This is a genomic window from Mycolicibacterium parafortuitum (assembly GCF_010725485.1).
GTDB lineage: Bacteria > Actinomycetota > Actinomycetes > Mycobacteriales > Mycobacteriaceae > Mycobacterium.
In genome coordinates this window covers 4,362,772-4,384,444 of sequence record NZ_AP022598.1, presented here as the reverse complement: position 1 = coordinate 4,384,444, position 21,673 = coordinate 4,362,772, and the positions used below count along the sequence as shown (strand labels likewise).

The 21,673-nt window shown below is 69.2% G+C and carries 7 protein-coding genes; 1 reads left to right on the top strand and 6 read right to left on the bottom strand.

What is annotated here, in order from left to right:
* Positions 1-4: 4 nt before the first annotated feature.
* From NTM_RS29020 to NTM_RS20680, 5 genes are all read right to left on the bottom strand, one after another.
* Positions 5-12,535 carry a non-ribosomal peptide synthetase gene (locus NTM_RS29020; protein WP_435405103.1) on the bottom strand — a complete coding sequence of 4,177 codons (12,531 nt, stop codon included), beginning with the start codon at positions 12,533-12,535 and terminating at the stop codon, positions 5-7.
* Positions 12,522-17,126 carry a non-ribosomal peptide synthetase gene (locus NTM_RS29135; RefSeq protein ID WP_170311989.1) on the bottom strand — a complete coding sequence of 1,535 codons (4,605 nt, stop codon included), beginning with the start codon at positions 17,124-17,126 and terminating at the stop codon, positions 12,522-12,524. The genes NTM_RS29020 and NTM_RS29135 overlap by 14 nt, the downstream gene beginning before the upstream one ends.
* Positions 17,127-17,148: 22 nt before the next feature.
* Complete coding sequence (locus NTM_RS20690) at positions 17,149-17,379, bottom strand: MbtH family protein (protein WP_083146184.1); 231 nt, start codon at positions 17,377-17,379, stop codon at positions 17,149-17,151.
* A 319-nt stretch (positions 17,380-17,698) separates the two neighbouring features.
* Positions 17,699-18,979, bottom strand: a complete 1,281-nt coding sequence (locus NTM_RS20685; RefSeq protein ID WP_104861140.1) for a glycosyltransferase — start codon at positions 18,977-18,979, stop codon at positions 17,699-17,701.
* A 13-nt stretch (positions 18,980-18,992) separates the two neighbouring features.
* Positions 18,993-19,745, bottom strand: a complete 753-nt coding sequence (locus tag NTM_RS20680; protein WP_232079785.1) for a class I SAM-dependent methyltransferase — start codon at positions 19,743-19,745, stop codon at positions 18,993-18,995.
* 105 nt (positions 19,746-19,850) lie between these two features.
* Here NTM_RS20680 and NTM_RS20675 point away from each other — a divergent pair, with 105 nt between their 5' ends.
* Entirely contained in the window at positions 19,851-20,351 is a 501-nt protein-coding gene (locus NTM_RS20675; protein WP_104861141.1) for a DUF2505 domain-containing protein, read from the top strand.
* A 9-nt stretch (positions 20,352-20,360) separates the two neighbouring features.
* Here the strand turns inward: NTM_RS20675 and NTM_RS20670 are convergent, their stop codons facing one another.
* Entirely contained in the window at positions 20,361-21,488 is a 1,128-nt protein-coding gene (locus tag NTM_RS20670) for a TylF/MycF/NovP-related O-methyltransferase (protein ID WP_104861142.1), read from the bottom strand.
* Between the last annotated feature and the right edge of the window lie 185 nt (positions 21,489-21,673).

Sequence of the window (21,673 nt, the reverse complement as noted above, 5' to 3'; positions counted from 1 at the left end):
CTTTTCAGCCCGCTGAGTTCACGACCCGGCCCAACGCGGCGACGGTCGGCGCGTCGAACAGCACCGTGACCGGCAGCTCGGTGCCCAGCGTCGCATTGACGCCCGCCACCGCCCGCATCGCGGACAGCGAGTCACCGCCGAGGTCGAAGAAGGATTCCTCGGCCGCAACCTGATCGACGCCGAGCACCTCCCTGAACACCCCGGCCAGCACCTGTTCCACGCCGGGCTCCGGAGCGCGACGGCTCACCGGAGTCCCGTTGCCGACCGCGCCATGGGCGGTTCGCGATCCGGCTCCGTCGAGCAGTTCGGCCGACATCAGCGGTGCGCTCGCATCGGTGATCATCGCGACCACGATCCGCTTGAACTGCTCGATCAACGCCCCGATGCGGTCATCGTCGAACACATCGGCGCGGTACTGGATGCGCAGATCCAGTTCGGGGCCCGGGACCGCCTGAACGGCCAGCGGATAGTGGTAGTAGTCGCGGTTGAACAGGTCGGTCACGGCCAGCCCGTCGTCCCCCGAGAGTTTCGCGGCGTCGGTCGGGTAGTTCTCGTAAACGAAGACGGTGTCGAACAGCTGCTTGTGCCCGGTCTCGCGGTGGATCTCGTGCAGCGCGAAGTGTTCGTGCTCCAGCGTGCGGTTGCGCGCGTTGCGAAGCTGGTCGAGAAGATCGGCGGTGGTGGTCGTCGAGGTCATCGCCGCCCGCACCGGGACCGTGTTGATGAACAGGCCCACCATCGAATCCGCACCGACGAGGTCGTCGGGCCGGCCCGACACGACCGCGCCGAACGCCACGTCCTGCTGTCCGGTCAGCCAGACCAGCAGTTGCGCCCAGGCCGCCTGCAGCACCGTGCTGACGGTGGTGTGGTGGGTCCGGGCGAGCTCCTCCAGCGCGCGGCTGGTGGGCTCGGAAAGCCGTTGTGCGACAACCTCACGCGGGCCTGCCGCGGCCAGCCGGGGCGGGCCCACCAGGGTGGGCGCACCGATACCGCTGAGCTGCTCGGACCACGCGGCACGGGCGGCGGCCACGTCGCGCTCGGCCAGCCACCCGACGAAGCGACGGAACGGCACCGCGGCGGGCAGCCACTGCCCGTAGTAGCTGGCGAAGATCTCGCCGAGCAGCACCGGCAGCGACCACCCGTCGAGCACGATGTGATGGTTGGTCAGCACGAACCGGTGCTCGTCGTTCGCGGTGCGGATCAGCGCGGCACGGAACGGTGGATGGGCGGTCAGATCGCAGACCGCGGCGCGTTCGGAAGCGTAGACCCGCACGAGCTCGGCGTCCCTGTCGGACTCCGAGCCGGTGCTGCGGTCGCGCAGATCCAGGTACGTCCATGGTGTTTCGGGATCCGCCGGGATGAGCGCGACGGGCTCGGCGAACCTTCCGCAGAACCGGGCCACCAGGTTCGGGTGTCGCTGCACCGCGAGCTGCACCGCGTCGCGCAGCCGGTGTGGGTCGAGGCGGCCGGTCAGCGTCACGTCCAGCTGCACGGCGTACACGTCGTCGCCGCACCCGTGCGCGACGCCGGCGTGGAACAACAGACCCTGCTGCAGCGGCGTCAGCGGCAGGATGTCGGCCACCTGACGCGGCGGGCACACCTCGTCGATCTGCGCCTGGGACAGCTTGGCGGGCAGGATGTCCGACGGCGTCAGGCCGCCACCGCCCTCGCGCACGTGAGCGCAGATGCCGGCCAGCGCGTCGAACCACAGCTCGCTCAACCGGTTCACGTGGCCGTGGTCGAGCGCCGAGAGCGCCCACGACCAACCGGCGCGCAGCCGCGGTCCGTGTTCGGTGTCGACGGTCCCGGCATTGAGCTCCACCGTGTGCATCAACGGCATCGGGATCGCCGCGGCCGCACCGGTCACGGTCCAGCCGTCCTGCCTGATCTCCCAGATGTCGCCTGACACCTCGCCGGCGCCGGCACCGATCCGGCCCAGGTAGTTGAACCCGATCGGCGGGTCCGCGCCATCGAGATCGACGCCGTCGTTCAGATAGCGCAGGAGCCCGTAGGTGATCCCGTCGGGCAGGGTGCGCAGCTGCTCCTTGGCGTCCTTGATGACCCGGCCGAGGTCGCGGTGGCCGGACCGCACCTGCTCCCACGTCAGACCGCCACCGACGGCCAGCGACACCGGGTACTTGGTGGTGAACCATCCCACCGTTCGCGACAGGTCGACTGAGTCGCCGGCACCGTCGCCGACGAGATCCTCCTGCCTGCCATGCCCTTCGGCGTCGATCACGATCGGCGCGGCGCAGGGGTCACCGAGACTCCCCGAGAACTCCGCCAGCGCCAACCCGAACGCGATCAGCAGGATGTCGTTGATGCCGGCGTGGAAGGCCGCGGGCACCTCCCCCAACAGCAGACGGGTCGTCTCGCTGTCCATCTCGACGGTGAGGCTGCCCGCATTGGCGTAGGTGTCGAGCTCAGGCTGCACTGCGGGCAGCCGCGGCGGCACCGCCGTGATCTGTTGCCATGCCTGTGCCGTCGCGACGACGTCGGGGTGATGGGCGAGGTCGGCGAGCACCGAGGCCCAGCGCGCGAAGGAGGTGCCGGGTGCGGGCAGCTCGATCGGCTGGCCGCCGCGGATCTGCGCCCAGGCCAGGTTGACGTCCTCCAGCAGGATGCGCCACGACACCCCGTCGACGACGAGGTGGTGCGCGATGATCACCAGGGTTCCGGTGCCCGGTACCCACAGCGCGCTGAGCATCCGCCCCGCCGCCGGATCGAGGCGCGATCGGGCCGCGACGACGGCATCGTCGGACAGCTCGTCGACCGAGTGCAGGCAGTCGTGCGCGTCGACCGTGCCTGCGTCGGGCACTTCCAATGTCCAATCACGGCGGTCGGTTTCGTCACCGTCGGTGACCCGCAACCGCAGCATCGCGTGGCGATCCAGCACGGCCTGCAACACCAGCACCACATCGGCTTCGGTGGCGCCGACCGGAGCCTGCACCACCACCGTCTGGTTGAACTGGTCGACGGGGCCCTGCACCTGGCGCAGCCAGTGGATGATCGGGGTCGCGGCGAAGGTTCCGACGCCCTCGTCGACGGCGGCGTCGCCACCGGTGGCGACCCGCGCCACCCGCGCCAGCCGGGCGACGGTCTGTTCGACGAAAACGTCACGCGGACGGCACAACACACCGGCCGCCCGGGCACGGGCGACCACCTGCATCGACAGGATGCTGTCTCCACCGAGCTCGAAGAACGACTCGTCGACGCCGACCCGGGCCAACCCGAGCACCTGGGCGTAGATGTCGGCCAGGATCTCTTCGACGGCGTCGGCGGGGGCACGGTAGGAGTCGACGTCCTGATACTCCGGCGCGGGTAGCGCGCGCTTGTCCAGCTTGCCGTTGACCGTCAACGGCATCGCGTCCACCACCACGATCGCCGCCGGGATCATGTACTCCGGCAGGCGATCGGACAACGCGGCGCGCAGCCCGACCGGATCCAGGACGGCCGAGGCGCCGGTGACGTAGCCGACCAGCCGCTTGTCGCCGGGGCGGTCCTCGCGCGCGATCACCTCCGCCTGGCCGACGCCGTCCAGGGCGGCCAGCGCGGCCTGCACCTCGCCGAGTTCGATGCGGTATCCGCGGATCTTGACCTGCTCGTCGGCGCGGCCCAGGTAGCGCAACTCGCCGTCGGGCCCCCAGCACATCACGTCTCCGGTGCGGTACATCCGGTCCCCGGGCGCCCCGAACGGGCACGCGACGAACCGGGTGGCGCTCAGGCCGGCCCTACCGAAGTAGCCGTAGGCGAGGCCCGCACCGGCGACGTAGAGTTCGCCGACCACGCCGGGGGCCACCGGTCGCAGAGCCTCGTCGAGGACGAAGAACCCGAGGTGAGCCAGCGGCACCCCGATCGGGCTGACGATGCTGGTGACGTCGCCGGCGAAGATCTCCCGGAACGACGCGTGCACGGTCGTCTCGGTGATGCCGTACATGTTGATCAGGCGCGGGGAATCCGGATGCGCCTCCACCCACGACGTGAGGCGTTGCGGCTCAAGCGCTTCCCCACCGAACACCACGGCCTGCAGGGCCAGCTGGACCTCGGGCTGCAACGCGTCGGCGGCCTGCAGTGCGTAGAACGCCGACGGGGTCTGGCTCAACACCGTCACCTGCTCGGCGGCCAGTAGCGTGTGCAGGTCCTCGGGGGACTTGACCACCGGGTCGGGCACCACGACGACCCGGCCGCCGTAGAGCAGCGGGCCCCAGATCTCCCACACCGAGTAGTCGAACGCCAGCGAATGACACTGCGTCCACACCGAATCGGCGAGCCCCATATCGGCGTCGAGCGTCTGGAGCAGACGTGTCACGTTGCGGTGCGGGATCGCCACGCCCTTCGGCGTGCCGGTCGTGCCCGAGGTGTAGATGATGTAGGCGACCTGGTCGGCGTCCGGCGCGGCGAGCGCGGCACCGGACTGTCGGGCGAGCGCGGGATCGTCGTAGGTGACGACCGTGAGGTCGCGGCCGGCGAGTTCGCCTGCCAGCGCGGTGGTGGTGACCGCGGCCACCGGGGCGGAGTCGGTGAGCACGAACTCCCGGCGCGCCGCCGGTACCGCCGGATCGATCGGCACGTAGGCCGCTCCGGTTTTCACGATCGCCAGGATCGCGAGCACCGCTTCGGCCGTGCGCGGCATCAGCAGCGCGACCCGCTGCCCGGTCCGCACTCCTCGCTCGATCAGCTGGTGCGCCAACCGGTTCGACGCGTCGTCGAGCTCGCGATAGGTCCACGACCGGTTTCCGCACCGGATCGCGACCGCATCGGGCGTGCGGTCGACCTGCGCGGCGAACGATGCCGGGATGGACGGCGCGGGAGCCGTCGGCGCCGTCAGCGCAGCCCGGTTGCCCCACCGGTCCAGCCGGGCGTGCTCGTCGTCGTCGAGCACGTCGATCGAGGACAACCGCGACGCCGGATCGGCGGTCATCGTGTCCAGCACCCGGCGCAGCCGGTCGATCAGCGTCTCGATGGTCGACGCATCGAAGACGTCGGTCCGGAACTCGACGAACCCGCCGACGCCCGCGGGTTCCCCTGCGGTGGAGAATCTTTCGGCCAGCGAGAACGACAGGTCCATCCGTGCGGCGCCGGTGTCGATCGGCAGTTGGCTGACCTCCAGCTCGCCGAGCGACAGACCGGCGGTTGCCGGGTCGGTGGTGCCGGCGGGCAGATTCTGCCAGGCCAGCATGACCTGGACCAGCGGGTGATGGGTCAGCGACCGGGTCGGGTTGAGCCGGTCGACCACGACCTCGAACGGCACGTCCTGGTTCTCGTAGGAAGCCAACGAGCGGGTGCGCACCTGGTCGAGCACCTCGGCGACGCTGGGGTCTCCGGCCAGGTCGAGGCGCAACACCAGGGTGTTGATGAAGAATCCGACCAGCCCGTCGAGCGCCGGATCACGCCGGCCGGCGATCGGGAAGCCCACCGCCACATCGGACGTCGCGCTGAGCTTGGACAGCAGCACCGCCAACGCGGCCTGCATGACCATGAAGCTGGTGGCGCCGCGCTCCCTGGCCACCCGGGCCACCTGCCGCTGCAGGTCGGCGGGCCAGTCCACGGAAACCGTCGCGCCGCGCTGGTCGGCCACCTGCGGGTAGGGCCGATCGGTCGGCAATGCCAGCCGCTCGGGCAGGTCCGCGAGTGTTCGCTGCCAGTAGTCCAGCTGCGCAGCGATCCTGCTCTCGCCGTCGGCGAGTTCGCCGAACTGCGTGCGCTGCCACAGCGTGTAGTCGACGTACTGCACCGGCAGATCGGACCAGCGCGGCGCGTGTCCCGCGCACCGCGCGGAGTAGGCGGTGCCGAGATCGGACACCAGCGGGCTGATCGACCATCCGTCGGCAGCGATGTGGTGGACCACCGCGACCCAGACATGTTCGTCATCGGCGACGCGGAACAGTTCGGAGCGCAACGGGATCTCGGCGGACAGGTCGAACGTCCGGCGTGCGCTCTCCTCGACCGCCTGCTCCAGCCGGTCGGCCGGCCAGCCGGTGGCGTCGACCACCCGCCAGCCGAAGTCGGCACACTCGCTGTCGAGCACCACCTGCCGTGGAATGCCGTCGGGCGCCTCGAACAACGTGCGCAGGCTCTCGTGGCGGTCGACCACATCGGCGAGCGCCGCACCGAGCAGGGCGGCGTCGAGATGACCCCGCAACCGCAGGGCCACCGCGAGGTTGTACACCGGCGACGGGCCCTGCAACTGGTCGATGAACCACAGGCGGCTCTGCGCGAAGGACAGCGGGATGATCTCCGGGCGCTGTTGCGGCGTCAGCGGTTCGAGTTGGTTCGCCGCGCCGCCGAGCCGGGTGGCCAGCTGGGCCACCGAGGGTGCTTCGAACACCGTGCGCACCGCCAGCGATGCGCCCATCGTCGCGTTGACCGCGGCGACCAGGCGCATCGACGACAGTGAATCGCCGCCGAGATCGAAGAACGAGTCGTCCACCCCGACCCGCTCCACACCCAGCACCTCGGCGAAGATGCCCGCAAGCATCTCCTCGGTCACGGTGCCCGGTGCCCGGTAGTTGTCGGCGTCCTGGTAGTCCGGCGCGGGCAGGGCCCGCCGGTCGAGCTTGCCGCTGACGGTGAGCGGCAGTGCGTCCAGTGCCACCACCGCGGCCGGGACCATGTAGGCGGGCAGGCGTTCGGTCAGCGCGGTACGCACCGCCGCGGGTGCCGCGGTTCCGGTGATGTAGCCGACCAACCGGGGATCGCCGGGCCGGTCCTCGCGTGCGACCACCACCGCGTGCTCGACACCGTCGAGTCCGGCCAGCACGGCCTGGATCTCACCGGGCTCGATCCGGTAGCCGCGGATCTTGACCTGCTCGTCGGCACGTCCGACGTACTCCAGCTGACCGTCGGCGCGCCAGCGCACGAGATCACCGGTGCGGTACATGCGTGCCCCGGCCTGCCCGAACGGACATGCCACGAACCGCGACGCCGTCAGCCCGGTGCGACCCAGATAGCCCACTCCGACACCGCGGCCGGCCACGTACAGCTCCCCCACCACGCCTTCGGGGACCAGGCCGAGGCGCTCGTCGAGGACGAACAGTGCGACCGTCGGCGGCGGCGAACCGATCGGCACGTCGGCGCCGGCGCGCAGCGGTGCGCTCATCGACGCGTACACCGTCGCCTCGGTGGGGCCGTAGGCGTTGATCACCACCCGCCCAGGGGCCCATTGCTCCACCACTTCCGGCGGGCAGGCCTCACCGCCGAGCAGTAGGGCCACCGAATCCAGTCCGTCGGGCCGCAACGCCGCGACCGCGGACGGGGTCTGGGTGAGCACGTTGACCTGCTCGTCGACCAGCAGCGCGTGGAAGTCCTCGGGCGAGCGCACCACCGTGTCCGGGACGACCACCAGCCGCGCACCGCCGAGCAGCGCGGCCCAGATCTCCCAGACCGAGAAGTCGAACGCATACGAATGGCACTGCGTCCACACCTGTTGGGCGGGTAGCCCTTCGGGCGGGGAGTCGGCGAGGTGAGCCAGGTTTCGGTGCGCCAGCGCGACGCCCTTCGGCGTTCCGGTGGTGCCCGAGGTGTAGATCAGATAGGCGATGTCGTCGGGATGCGGCACCGGCAGCACCGTCGCCGGATCGCCGGCGACGGTCTCGTCGATCTGGACGACCGTCAGGGCGTAGTCGCGGATCCGGGGTTCCAGCGCCGCGTCGGTGACGACCGCGCCGGGGGCGGCGTCGCCGATCATGAACCCGATCCGGGAATCCGGCAGCGCCGGGTCGATCGCGAGGTAGGCGGCACCGGTCTTGAGCACCGCCAGCATCGCGACCACCGCATCGGCCGAGCGCTCCAGTAGCAGTGCCACACAACCGCCCTGGCGGACCCCGCGACCGACCAGCAGGCGGGCGAACCGGTCGGCGGAGTCCTCGAGTTCGCGGTAGGTCATGTGGCGATCGCCGTCGCTGACCGCGATCGCGTCCGGGGTCGCGGCGGCGATGGCCCCGAACAGCTGCGGGATCGACCTCGGGACGGGCGCCGGCGCGGTCAGCACCTCGCGGTTGCCGATGGTGTCCAGGTGTTCACGCTCGTCGTCGCTGAGCACCGACACCGTCGAAAGCCGTTGCGCGGGATCGGCGGTCATCGCCTCGATGACCCGCAACAATCGGTCGACGAGTCCTTCGATGCTTGCGGTGTCGAACACGTCGGTGCGGAATTCGACTGCACCGCCGATACCGACCGGTTCACCGGTCTTGGTCCACCGCTCGTTCAACGAGAACGCCAGATCCACCCTGGCGGTTCCGGTGTCGAGCGGAATCTGGGTGATCTGCAGGTCTCCCAGCGCCATCACGATCTGGTCGCTGGCTTCGGCGGGCAGGTTGCGCCAGTCCAGCATGACCTGCACCAGTGGGTGGTGGGTCAGCGAACGGCTGGGGCTGAGCCGGTCGACGACCACCTCGAAGGGCACGTCCTGGTGCTCGTAGGCGGCCAGCGATCGCTGCCGGACCTGGGCCAGCACCTCGGCGACGGTCGGATCGCCGGTCAGGTCGACGCGCAGCACGAGCGTGTTGACGAAGAAGCCGACGAGCTCGTCGAGTGCCGGGTCCCGGCGGCCGCCGATCGGGAAGCCCACCGCGACATCGGGACTCGCGCTGAGCTTGGACAACAGCACGGCCAGCGCCGCCTGCACCAGCATGAAGCTCGTCGCGTGGTGCTCGCGAGCGACCTTGGCGATGCGTTCCTGGACATCGGTCGGCCAGCGGAACGAGATGCTGGCGCCTTGCTGATCCGCGACCGGCGGATAGGGACGGTCGGTGGGCAGTTGCAGCCGTTCGGGGACCCCGGCCAGCGCGTCCTGCCAATAGGCGAGCTGCCGGGCGATCAGGCTGTGCTCGTCCTCCAACGCGCCGAACTGCGCGCGCTGCCACAGCGTGTAGTCGACGTACTGCACCGGCAGCGCCGACCACATCGGCGGCAGTCCCGCCAGCCGGCACAGGTAGGCCACCCCGAGGTCGTGCACCAGCGGGCCGACCGAGAGGCCGTCGGCGGCGATGTGATGGGCGACGGCGACCACCACGTGGTCGTCGTCGCTGATCCGGAACAACCGCGCCTGCATCGGGATCTCCGTGGCGAGGTCGAACGGATGCTGGGCGACGTCGTTGACGGCCTTGTCCAGGTCGGGTTCCGACCAGCCGGCTGCATCGACGATCTGCCAACCGAAATCGGCGTCCTCGGTCGGGACGACCACCTGCTGCGGCACACCGTCCGGCGCGGCGAACCGGGTGCGCAGGCTCTCGTGGCGGCCGACCACGTCGGCCAGCGCTGCGCCGAGCACGTCGGCGTCGAGCCGCCCGTGCAGCCGCAGTGCCACCGGCATGTTGTAGGTCGGCGAGGGCCCCTGCAACTGATCGAGGAACCACAACCGGTTCTGCGAGAACGACAGCGGCACCACCGCGGGCCGCTCCTCGACCGCGGTCAACGGTGCGAGCCCGCCGGTGTCGCCGCCGATGCGCGGCGCAAGCTGGGCGACCGCGGGCGCCTCGAACAGCGTGCGCACCGAAAGATTGGCGTTCAGACCGGAATTGACCGCCGCGATCAGCCGCATCGCCGACAGCGAGTCCCCGCCCAGGTCGAAGAACGAGTCGTCCACCCCGACCCGTTCCAGGCCCAGCACGCGTGCGTAGATGCCGGCCAGGATCTCCTCGACCGCGGTCGAAGGGGCGCGATAACCGTCGGCGCCCTGGTACTCCGGGGCAGGCAGTGCCCGCCGGTCGAGCTTGCCGTTGACGGTCAACGGTAGTTCGTCGATCACCATCACCGCCGCCGGCACCATGTACTCGGGCAGCCGCTGCGCCACCGCGGCGCGCACCGCGGCGGGATCGAGCGGGCCGGCCGCTCCCGTGACATAACCGACCAGACGCTTGTCCCCGGGCCGGTCCTCGCGGGCGATCACCACGGCCTGTTCGACGCCCGCCACCTCGGCCAGGACTGCGCGCACCTCACCGATCTCGATCCGGTAGCCGCGGATCTTGACCTGTTCGTCGGCGCGGCCGACATAGCGCAGCTGCCCGTCGGCGCCCCACCACACCAGGTCCCCGGTGCGATACATCCGTCCGCCGGGCTCGCCGAACGGGCACGCCACGAACCGCGTGGACGACAACCCCGAGCGGCGCCAATACCCGAGGCCGGCCTGTGGGCCTGCCACGTACAACTCGCCGACCACACCGGCCGGCACCGGCCTCAACCACTGATCCAGCACGAAGAACGCGAGGTCGCTCAGCGGTCCCCCGACGGGGCTGACATCGGCCTCGGCGTCGTCGGCGAAGATCTCGCGGAACGACGCGTGCACCGTGGTCTCGGTGGTGCCGTACAAGTTCAGCAGTCGCGGTCTGTCCGGATGGCGCTCCAGCCAGGTCCGGAGCCGTTGCGGCTCAAGGGCTTCGCCGGCGAAGATGACCGCGTCGAGGGCGAGCCGGCTGCCGAGGTCGGGGGCCAGCGCGTCGGCGGTCTGCAGCGCGTAGAAACCCGACGGGGTCTGGCTGAGCACGGTGACCTGTTCGGCCGCCAGCAGCGCGTGGAACTCCTCGGGCACCCGCGCCACCGACTCGGGCACCACGACCAGCCGGCCGCCGTAGAGGAGCGCTCCCCACATCTCGCACACCGACACGTCGAACGCCAGCGAGTGCCACAGGGACCACACCTGCCCGGTCATGTCGAGGTGCGGCTCCAACGCGCCGAGCAACTGGGCCACGTTGTCGTGGACGATGGCCACCCCCTTCGGCACGCCGGTGGTGCCCGAGGTGTAGATCAGGTACGCGATGTCATCGGGTGCCGGGCCGGCCGGTATCTCACCTGATTGCGTTGTCGGCGAATGGATCTCGTCGGCATCGACGATCAACATCGCCCGGTCGGCCAACCGGGGGGCCAACTCGGCGTTGGTGATCGCGGCGATCGGCTCCGCGTCGTCGAGGATGAGCTGCATCCGGGCCGCCGGCGCCGCGGGGTCCACCGGCACGTACGCCGCACCGGTCTTCAGGACCGCGAGAATCGACACGATCGCATCGGCGCAGCGGGGCAACAGCAGCGCCACCCGCTGCCCTGGGCCGATGCCTCTGCCCGCGAGCGCGCCGGCGAAACGCTCCGTGAGTTCGTCCAGTTCCCGGTACGTCCACGTCTGCTGACCCCACGTCAGCGCCGGGGCGTCCGGGACACGGCTCACCTGGGCGGCGAACAGCGCGGGAATCGTCGCTGGGTCGGCGGTACCGCACGTCAGTGCGGCGCGGTTACTCCACTGGTCCAGACGCGACAGTTCGGTGTCATCGAGGATGTCGACCGTCGCCAGCGGCCGCGCAGGATCGGTGGCCATCGCCGACAGCACCCGCAGCAGCCGGTCCATCACCGTCGCGACGTCAGCCGCACCGAACACCTCGGTGTCGTACTCGACGCGAAGCCGCAGACGTTCTCCGGGCAGCGCCTGCACCGCCAGCGGGTAGTGGTTGTACTCGCGGTGGGCGAAGTCGGCGACGGCCAGGCCGTCGTCGCTGGGCAGCGTCGCGGCGTCGACGGGATAGTTCTCGTAGACGAAGAAGGTGTCGAACAGGTGGTCCTGGCCGGTGAGCCGGTGAATCTCGTTGAGCGCCAGATGCTGATGGTCGAGGGTGGCCGTGTACGCGTCCTGCAGTTGGTTCAGCAGATCGGCGGTCGTGGTCGACGCGGTGACAGTGGCCCGCACCGGAACCGTGTTGATCAACAACCCGACGATGGCGTCCGCGCCGAAGATCTCGTCGGGACGTCCGGACACGGTGGTGCCGAATGCGACATCGGCGCAACCGGTCAGCGCGACGAGCACCCGTGCCCACGCACCCTGCAGCACCGTGCTGACGGTGGTGTGACACGACCGGGCCAGCTCGCCCAGGGCCGCGGTGAGCTGTTCGGAGGCCTCGAACGTGGCCACCTCACGCGGCCCCTGCTGAACCTGTCCCGGGGGGCCGACCAGCGTCGGTGTCTCGAATCCGGACAGCACCCGGGCCCAGGCCGCGCGGGCCGCGTCGAGGTCGCGGCCGGCCAGCCAGCCGACGAACCGCCGGTAGGGCACCGCGGGAGGCAGTCGCCTGCCGTAGTAGCCGGCGAACAACTCCCCCAACAAGATCGGCAATGACCAGCCGTCGAGCACGATGTGATGGTTGGTCAGCACGAAACGGTGCTCGTCGGGCGCGGTGCGGATCAGCGCGGCGCGGAACACCGGCTCGTCGGCCAGATCGCACACCGCGATCCGCTCCTCGGTGCACAGCCGGTCGATCCGCGCGTCCCTGTCTCGCGCGTCGGTCTCGGCGAGATCGACGAACTGCCAAGGCACGTCGGGATCGGCCGGGATGATCTGGACGGGTTCGGCGAACTTCTGCGAGAACCTCGCTGCCAGGTTGGGGTGCCGGATCGCGACGGACTGCACCGCGTCACGCAACCGTTCGCGGTCGAGCGGGCCGCGCAGCGTGATGTACAGCTGGACGGCGTAGACGTCGTCGCCGGTCTCGGCGGTGCCGGCAAGGAACAGCAGCCCCTGCTGCAAAGGTGTCAGGGGCAGTACGTCAGCGATCCGCATATTGCCGTGCAAGCTCGTCGATCTGCGCCTGGGTCAGGCCGACCGCGATGTCCGACGGTGTCAGACCGCCTCCGCCACCGCGCACGTGCGCGCAGATCCCGGCCAGGGCGTCGAACCACAGCTGGTTCAACCGGCCCACCTGGGCCTGGTTGAGCACCGAGGCCGCCCACGTCCAGCCCGCGCGCAGCCGCGGCCCGTCACCGGTGTCGACGGTCGCGGCATTGAGCTCCAGGGTGTGCGGCAGTGGCATCGGTATCGCCGCCGCCGCCTCGGTGACCGCCCAGCCGTCCTGCTGGATCCGCCATTCGTCACCGACGTCGTGACGGCCCGAGGCGCCTTGGCGGCCAAGGTAGTTGAATGCGACGGGCGGATCCGCGGCGTCCAGGTCGACGTCGGGATTCAGGTAACGCAGCACCCCGTAGGTCAGCCCGTCGGGGATGCTACGCAGCTGTTCCTTCGCGGCCTTGACCGCGGCACCCAGCCGCGCGTCACCGCCGACCACCTCGGGCCAGCTCAGCCCGCCCAGTTCCATCGCGACCGGGTACTTCGCGGTGAACCAGCCGACCGTACGCGACAGGTCGACCGCGTCGTCGGGTTCGGCGCCGTCGCCGCCGAGTTCCTCATCCCGACCGTGGCCCTCGACGTCGATGCACACCGGTGCCGGTACCGCGCCCAGTGCGCCGAAGAACTCGGCGTAGGCCAGGCCGAACGCGATCAGCAGGATGTCGTTGACCCCGGTGTGGAATGCCGACGGAACCTCGCCGAGCAGCATGGCTGTCGTGTCGGCGTCCAGTTCGGCCGACAGCGTGCCCGCGGTGGCGTAGGTGTCCGAATCTCGGTCCGGCGGCGGAAGTTCTGCCGGAACGGCGGCGATCCGGCGCCACATACCGGCCTCGGCGACCACATCGGGCCGGTGCGCGTACTCGGCGAGCAGCTCGGCCCACCGCGCGAACGACGTACCGGGTTCCGGTAGTGCCACCTGCTGCCCGGATCGATGTTGGGTCCAGGCGAGGTTCAGGTCCTCCAACAGGATTCGCCACGACACGCCGTCTACCACCAGATGGTGGGCGATCACGGCGAGCTGCCCGGTGGTGGGCACCCACAGAGCGCTGATCATCCGTCCGGCGGCCGGATCGAGCTGCGCCCGAGCGGCATCGACCGCGTCGGCGGTCAGCGCCTCGACCGTGGTCAGGCATGAATGCCCCTGCGCCGCACCGGCCTCAGGCACCTCGAGGGTCCACTGGCCGTCGCCGCCGGTGGCCTGCAGCCGCAGCATCGGGTGCCGGTGCTGCAACGCCTGAAGCAGCACCGCGACGTCGGCTTCGGTGACGCCGGCGGGCGCCTGGACCACGACGGTCTGGTTGAACTGGTCGACCGGGCCCGGGGACTGCGCCAGCCAGCGCATGATCGGCGTGGCCAGGACAGGGCCGACACCGTCGTCGATCGTTTCGGCGCCGCTGTCGACCACCCGGGCCACCCGGGCGAGCCGGGCGACGGTCTGTTCGGCGAAAACGTCACGCGGACGGCACAATACGCCCGCGGCCCGCGCGCGGGCGACCACCTGCATCGACAGGATGCTGTCGCCGCCCAACTCGAAGAACGACTCGTCCACGCCGACCTGCTGGAGACCGAGCACCTGGGCGTAGATGCCTGCCAGGATCTCCTCGACGGCATCGGCCGGGGCCTGGTAGCGCTCGGTGTCGCGGTACTCGGGGGCGGGCAGCGCGCGGGTGTCGAGCTTGCCGTTGACGGTCAGCGGGATGGCGTCGATCACCACGACGGCGGCGGGCACCATGTAGGCGGGCAGCCGCTCCGCCAGCTGGGCACGCAGGTCCGCCGGATCGAGGGCCACCGAGGACGCGGCTGACGAACTCGTGACGTACCCGACGAGCCGTTTGTCACCTGGCCGGTCCTCGCGCGCGATCACCTCGGCCTGCCCGACCCCGTCGAGCGCGGCCAGCGCGGCTTGGACCTCGCCGAGTTCGATGCGGTGCCCGCGGATCTTGACCTGCAGATCGGAGCGGCCCATGTAACGCAGTTCGCCGTCGGCACCCCAGCACATCAGGTCGCCGGTGCGGTACATCCGCTCCCCGGGCGCCCCGAACGGACACGCGACGAACCGCGTCGCGCTCAGCCCGGCGCGGCCGACATAGCCGTCGGCCAGGCCGGCACCGGCGACATAGAGCTCCCCGACCACCCCGGGCGGCACCGGCTGCAGCCAACCATCGAGCACGAAGAAGCCCAGATGTGCCAGCGGCACGCCGATCGGACTCACGGAGCCCGCGACATCGCCGGCGAAGATCTCCCGGAACGACGCATGCACCGTTGTCTCGGTGATGCCGTACATGTTGATCAGCCGCGGCGAATCCGGATGCGCCTCCAACCACGACGTGAGCCGGTGCGGTTCGAGCGCCTCGCCGCCGAACACCACGGCCTCAAGCGCGAGTTCGCGACCGACGTCGGGCGCCAGCGCATCGGCGGCCTGCAGCGCGTAGAACGCGGACGGGGTCTGGCTGAGCACGGTGACCCGTTCGGCCACGAGCAGCGCGTGCAGGTCCTCCGGCGAGCGCACCACCGTGTCGGGCACGACGACCACGCGGCCACCGAACAGCAGGGCTCCCCAGATCTCCCAGACGGAGAAGTCGAAGGCCAGCGAGTGGCACTGCGACCAGACATGCCCGGCCAGGCCCATGTCCGCGTCGAGGGTGGCCAGCAGACGGCTCACGTTGCGGTGTGGGATCGCCACGCCCTTCGGCTTCCCGGTGGTGCCGGAGGTGTAGATCAGGTAGGCGGTGTCGTCCGGGTGTGGTTGCGGCAGCACGACATCCGGGATGCCGGCCGGATCGTTCGTGACGGCCGCGATGTCGAGCACGAGAACCTGTTGTCCGGTCAGCTGATCGGCGAGTTCGGCGGTGGTGAGCACGGCCGCGGGTGCGGAGTCCTCGAGCACGTACTCGCGACGGGCAGCCGGGACCGCCGGATCGATCGGCACGTAGGCCGCCCCGGTCTTCACGACGGCCAGCATCGCGACGACCGCGTCGAGCGAACGCGGTATCAACAGCCCGACGCGTTGCCCGGGGGCCACCCCGCGACCGGCCAGCACCCGGGCGACATGCCCGGCGCGCTGATCGAGTTCGCGATAGGTCAGCGACGATCCGTCGAAAGTGACCGCGACGGCGTCGGGCGTGCGGGTGACTTGGGCCTCGAACAGTTCGGCGATCGAGGTGGGATCCGCGGCGGGGCGGATCAGTGCGGCGCGGTTGCCCCATTGCTGCAGCCGGGTGCGCTCGGACTCGTCGAGGACGTCGATGGACGACAGAGGCCGCTCCGGATCGGCGGCCATCGCGATCAGCACCCGCTCCAACCGGCGCGCGAGCCCGGCGATGTCGGAGTCCGGGAATAGTTCGCCCGCTCCCAGCGTGCTGAGAAAGACGTCGTCGCCGGTGCCGGAGAAGATCATGCCGAAGCCGCCGACGAAGCCGGAGTTCGTCATCGACGCCGACGCGGCGACTCCGCCGAAGTCCAGCGAGAACGCGTGCGGAAGGAAGTCGAGTACCACCCGGCTCGATCGCTGGTCGGCGCCGCCGGACTTGCGCTCCAGGGCATGTACCGGAAAACGCTGGTGCGCCAGCGCGTCACGGATCTGTGCGGCGGTGTGCGCACAGAACTCGGTGACCGACGCCGCCGCCGAGACCGTCAACACCAGGGGCGCCACACCGGCCACCATGCCGGGGAGGGTCTTCGACTCCGGGCGCACCCGCCGGCTCACCGGGAAGTCGAGTACGACCTCGGAGTCGGCGGCGCCGCGCCCGGGGATCATCAGCGCGCACGCGGCGGTCAGCACCGAGGCGCGTGGCATGTCCCACCTGTCGGCCAGTTCCTGGGTCCGACGAATCACGTTGGGGTCCAACTGGACCGGGGTGGACAGCACATTCGGGTCAGCGTCGGTGCGGGCCTCGGACAGCTGGCCGGGTTGGCCGGCCGACGGCAGATGGGCCGACCAGTACGCCTCGTCGGCGCGGTAGTCGCTGGATGACTCGTATTCGGCCTCACAGTCCACGAGGTCGGCCAGAGTGCCGAAGAATGCGGCTGGGACGGGTTCACCGGCGACGATCGCCGAATAGACGGTGGCGATCCGGTTCCCGATCAGGCCGAGGCCGGCGCCGTCGGTCACGATGTGGTGGAAGCAGCCGAACAGGTAGTACTCGTCGAATCCCGTTTCCAGCAGCGCGAACCTGAACAGCGGGCCGTCGAACGGCAACTGGGTGCGTTGCATCGTCAGCGCCAGTTCGCGAGCCGCGAGGTCCGGGTCCGGCGACGCGCTGAGATCGTGGTACTCGAGTTCGACGTCCGGATGGTCGACCACCTTCTGCAGGACGCGACCGTCGTCTTCGAAGATCGCCACCCTGACCGGTTCGGCTTCCTGGATGACCCGGGTGATCGCCCACTGGAGCGCGTCGATCTCGACCGGCCCCTCGATCCGCACCATCAGCCCGAACTGCCACTCCGCGCCGAAGTGGCCCATTTCCTGCTCGAGCCAGATGTCCAGTTGTGCGCGCGTCAGCGGAAATGCGCGATCGTTACTCTCCATCGGTCTCCCCGAGCCACCCGCTCTACTTATCGGACACTCCGCCCGCTGCCAGCCGTTCACGCAGAGTCTTGGGCCGGATGTCTGTCCAGTTCTGTTCGATGTACTCCAGGCACTCGACGCGGCCGGCCGCGCCGTGCGTCACCCGCCAGCCGGCGGGAACGTCGGCGAAGGTGGGCCACAGGCTGTGCTGCCCTTCGTCGTTGACCAGGACGAAGAAGCTGCCCTGCTCGTCGTCGAACGGATTGGTGCTCAACGCGTCTCCATACTCGTTATTGACGTACCAGTAACAGTTTGCCAACTTTACTGCCGCCTGTGACCCCTGTCACTGACTGTGACCGTTGTCACCGGCAATTGCGCACATTCGGCTGGTTTCAGCTAATTCGCTTTCCGTATCGGTCGTCTACGCCGCGGCGCTGGTGGGGCCATTGCCGCGGCGGCTGCGGAATCGGGTCTGTCAGCGCGTTCTATCGCTCACTTCCGCTACGGATGGTAGCGGTGCGGCTGCCAAATATTCACGTTCTCGAAGATTTTCTTCACCCGCGAGCTAATCCGCGCCGCCACGCCCGACGGCGCTACTCGACACGCTGGGTCCGGACCGCCATCTCCAGCAGATCAGCGGCCGAAGCTGCGCTTTTGGCGGGTTCGGTGATCTTGGTGGCGAGCTCGCGGGCACGTGCGACGTAGTCGGGGGCGAGGATCGCGCGCAGATCCGCCACCAAGGTTTCCTCGGTCGCGGTCGAGAACCGGCGGGCGGTACCGACCTTCAGCCGCTTGACCGCCCCGCCGTAGACCGCGTGCACCATATCCCAGAAGAGAATCAATTGCGGGACACCGGCGCGCATGCCGATCGGGGTGGTACTCGATCCGCCGTGATGGACCAATGCGCGGCACCTGGGAAAGATCGCCGGATAGTTGAGAGTGCTCACCACCTTGACGTGGTCCGCGACGGGGACTTTGCTGAAATCGCTGCCTGCTGCCCCGATCAGTGCTCGTTCGCCAAGCCGCGCGCATGCCGAACTGATCATCGCCACGGTGTCGGCGGGCGATTCGACAGGGATGCTGCCGAAGCCGAAGTAGATCGGCGGCGTCCCCGCGTCGATCCACGACACGACGTCCGCGTCGGCGTCTGTCGCCAACCCCAGCGTCAGTGTCCCGACGAACGGTCTGTTGCGGGCCGGACGCCCATCCGGGTCAGCCCACTCCTCGGCCAGACCGGGGAAGCAGGCCTCGTCGTAGGCCTGGATCTCCAGTGATCCGCGTTCGGTGATACGCCGCGGCGCCGATCCGGTCGATTGCGGCAGCCCCAGCGCGCTGCGCTGGGTGTCCTCGACCTTCTTGGTCACCCGCCACGACAGCCACCAGAACGCCCGCACCGCGGCCTTCGCCAGCGGCGCGGGCAGGGATGACAGGATCCGGCTGTTCGGGCGCAGCGGGAAATAATGCAGGGTGGCCAGCGGAATGTCGTAATGCTCAGCGACATTGGCTGCGGCGTCCTCGAAGTTGATCCCGGTGAAGATCAGGTCGGCCCCGTCCGCCAACTTCACCAGGGTGTCACTCATCTCCTGCCAGCCCTCCAGCAGCGGTCCGGCGATCTCGACGCGTGACCGGAACATCCGCCGCAACCGCCAGGGAGTGCTGAAGAAGCAGGTCCAGAAATCGCGGTGCGCATCGAGGATGCTCTCGGCCTTCGGGCCGAACCCGACCGTCTCGATCCCGGCCGACTCGGTGAAACCGACCAGATCGGGCGGCACCGCCATCGTCACGTCGTGGCCGCGGCGCACCAACTCGCGACCGACGGCTGCCGAGGGCTCGATGTCCCCGCGGCTACCCCAGGTCGCCAGCACGAATCTCATCGCGTGGCCGGCCCTATGTCGACGACGCGGCGGCAGCGAGGAACTCGTCGACGTACCGCGGCGGCTTGAGGTTGAGCAGGCGTTTCCGGTCGGCCTTGAGGTCGTCGTAGGTCAGCGCCGCGACCTGCTCGGGTGTGTAGGACAGGGTCGATTCCGGAGTCCCCTTGCGGACGAAGCCGACGCCCTGGTCGCACTTGAGCACACCGACCATCAGATCGGGACGGGTGCTGCGCAGGTGGACGATCGCCTTCCACACGTCGCCGTTCCACAGGCCGATGACCAGCGGCCCCTTCTGCTGGGCGATGAACTCCTCCCAGGACTCCGCGCGCCTGCCGGCCAGTTCGAACGGTGGATTGCAGTCGTGCAGGAAGATGACGCCGTCCTCACGCAGGTGGCGCACCGTGTATTCGACGTCACGCACCACCTGTTCGTAGGTGTGCAGGCCGTCGATCAGCGCGACGTCCACGGGATGCCGTTCGAGGAAGTCGGCCTGGGTCTCGAAGAAGTCGTCGCTGGTGGTCTCGAAGTAATGGGTCTCGCGGCCCTTCGCATCGGCGAGTTCACGGGTGCGCCGGGTCAGCCGGAACGCGGGGTCGACCGCGATCTTCACATCGGCGCTGATCTTCTGGAACGCCTGGCCCCGCGACACGCCGATCTCCAGGTACACCGGATTTTCGCGGCCGTGGAGCGCGCGCTGCACAGCCCTGATCCGATTCATGCCCGGCAGCGCGTCTGCCAACATCACCAGCCCGTTATTGATGTTCACGCGACGATCCTGCCCGTAAATTGACGATCCTGTTCATAAAACACGCCAACTGTATCCAACTCAGAAGCGTCCAACTTCAACTGCCCAACTCAAGGAGAGGTACCGATGGCACGAGCGTTCACCGGTTCAGCGGACTCCACGGCTGCGGTCGACCAGATCCACGCCGCGTTCGGGAGCGAGGACTACTGGCGTGACCGGCTCGCCACCAGCGAGGCCGTGACAACCCTCGACGATCTCGATGTCGGCGATGACGGGTCGATCGTGGTGCGCTACACCCTCGACGTCGGCCGTCAGCTGCTGCCGGGGATGGTGGCCAGACTCCTGCCCGGTGACGTCACGATGCGCTACGAGGAGACGTGGACACCGACGGAACGGGTGGTCGCGGGCCGCATCGCGGTGTCGGTCTCCGGCGGGTTGGGATCGTGCAACGCCACCACGAGGCTCGAGCCGACCGCCACCGGTTCCGCGCTACGGTTCGACGGCCGCGTCGAGGTCAAGATCCCGCTGATGGGCGCCAACCTGGAGAAGGCCATCGGCACCGACCTCGCCCGCAACATCCCGTCGGTGATGGATTTCACCACCACCTGGATCGGCGAGAACCGCTGACGCCGTGGACTATCGGCCTTCCGCGCCGAGCCCACCGAGCCCGGTGATCTCCAGGCTCACGGACTTGCGCTGACCCGCGGCGCCGAGCATGAACGCGATGTCGCCGAGCGGAGCGCCCAGCCAGAACCGCCAGAACCGCTTGTCGAAGAACGCCCACACGTACCGCCCGTCGCCGAGCGTCCAGTACCCGGTGATCAGGATCAGGTAGTACGCGAAACGCTTCCAGCGAGATCTGACCATCTCGACGTTCATCTCCCAGATCTCCAGGCCCCACGCGCGATAACGCCACTGCAGCCCGTACTTGCGCTGGAATTCGTAGAACGCCCGCATCTCACCGTTGGTCACCAGGTACTCGTCGAAGACCAGGACCGACCCTTCGACGAAGCGGTCCTTGCAGGTCTCCAGTGCGTGCAGGCAGCTCTCGTAGGTGTCGAGATCCATGTGGAACAACGCGATCGGAGCATTTGGGTGCTCGGCCAGGAACGGCGCCAGCGTGTCGTAGGTCATCCCCTTGATGAACTCGACCTTGCGGCCCAATGCCGGCGGCAGACCGTCCTGCAGGGTCACGCCGGTATCGGCGATGAACCGTTGCGCGAGAGGCTCGGCCAGCGAGAAGGTTCCGCGCTTGATGACGAGTTGGTCGTCGACCTGCCAGTCCTCGACCAGACCCTCGAATGTGTCGAATCCGTAGACCGGCCTGCCGCTGGCGTCCGCGGCCAGTCGGGTCGACCATCCGATCCACACGCCCAGATCGAGCAGCAGTTCCTCGGGGTTCGCGCCGGACGGGGCCGGCAGTTGCGCCGCCTCACGCAGCAGCACGTGGTCCGGTGTCTTACACCGCCGCAGACTTGCCATCGTCTCAGCGATGAAGCCGCGGTAGTCATCGTCGTAGACCCGGGTGTCACGGGCATAAAGGTTGGGGATGTAGCGGTCCCGGCCCCGGTAGATCAGCCGGGCACAGCCGAGCAGCAGGACAAGCCCGCCGAGGACGGCCAGCAGGATCGGGAAGAAATAGCACAGCGCGGCGATCGCGAGCACGATCACCGCGAGCAGCCCGTGCCACACGCGATGAAGCGTGGTCCGATCAACGGGCCGCTTGCTCGTGCGGTCCGCTGTGTGTCCGTCGACTACGCTCACCGTTCTCCTCCAAGCTCTCGGCTAGCAGACTAGGGCGTCGAGCCGGACTTTTGGTCCAGTCGCCCTCAGATACTGACGGATGTGCTAATTTCTGCTCGCGACGCCGGGGTTCGCACGCGCAGTGTCGAGAAGGATCGAGGGGTTGCGCCTAGCTGCGCAGCTGATCGTGCGCACCAACTGGAGGG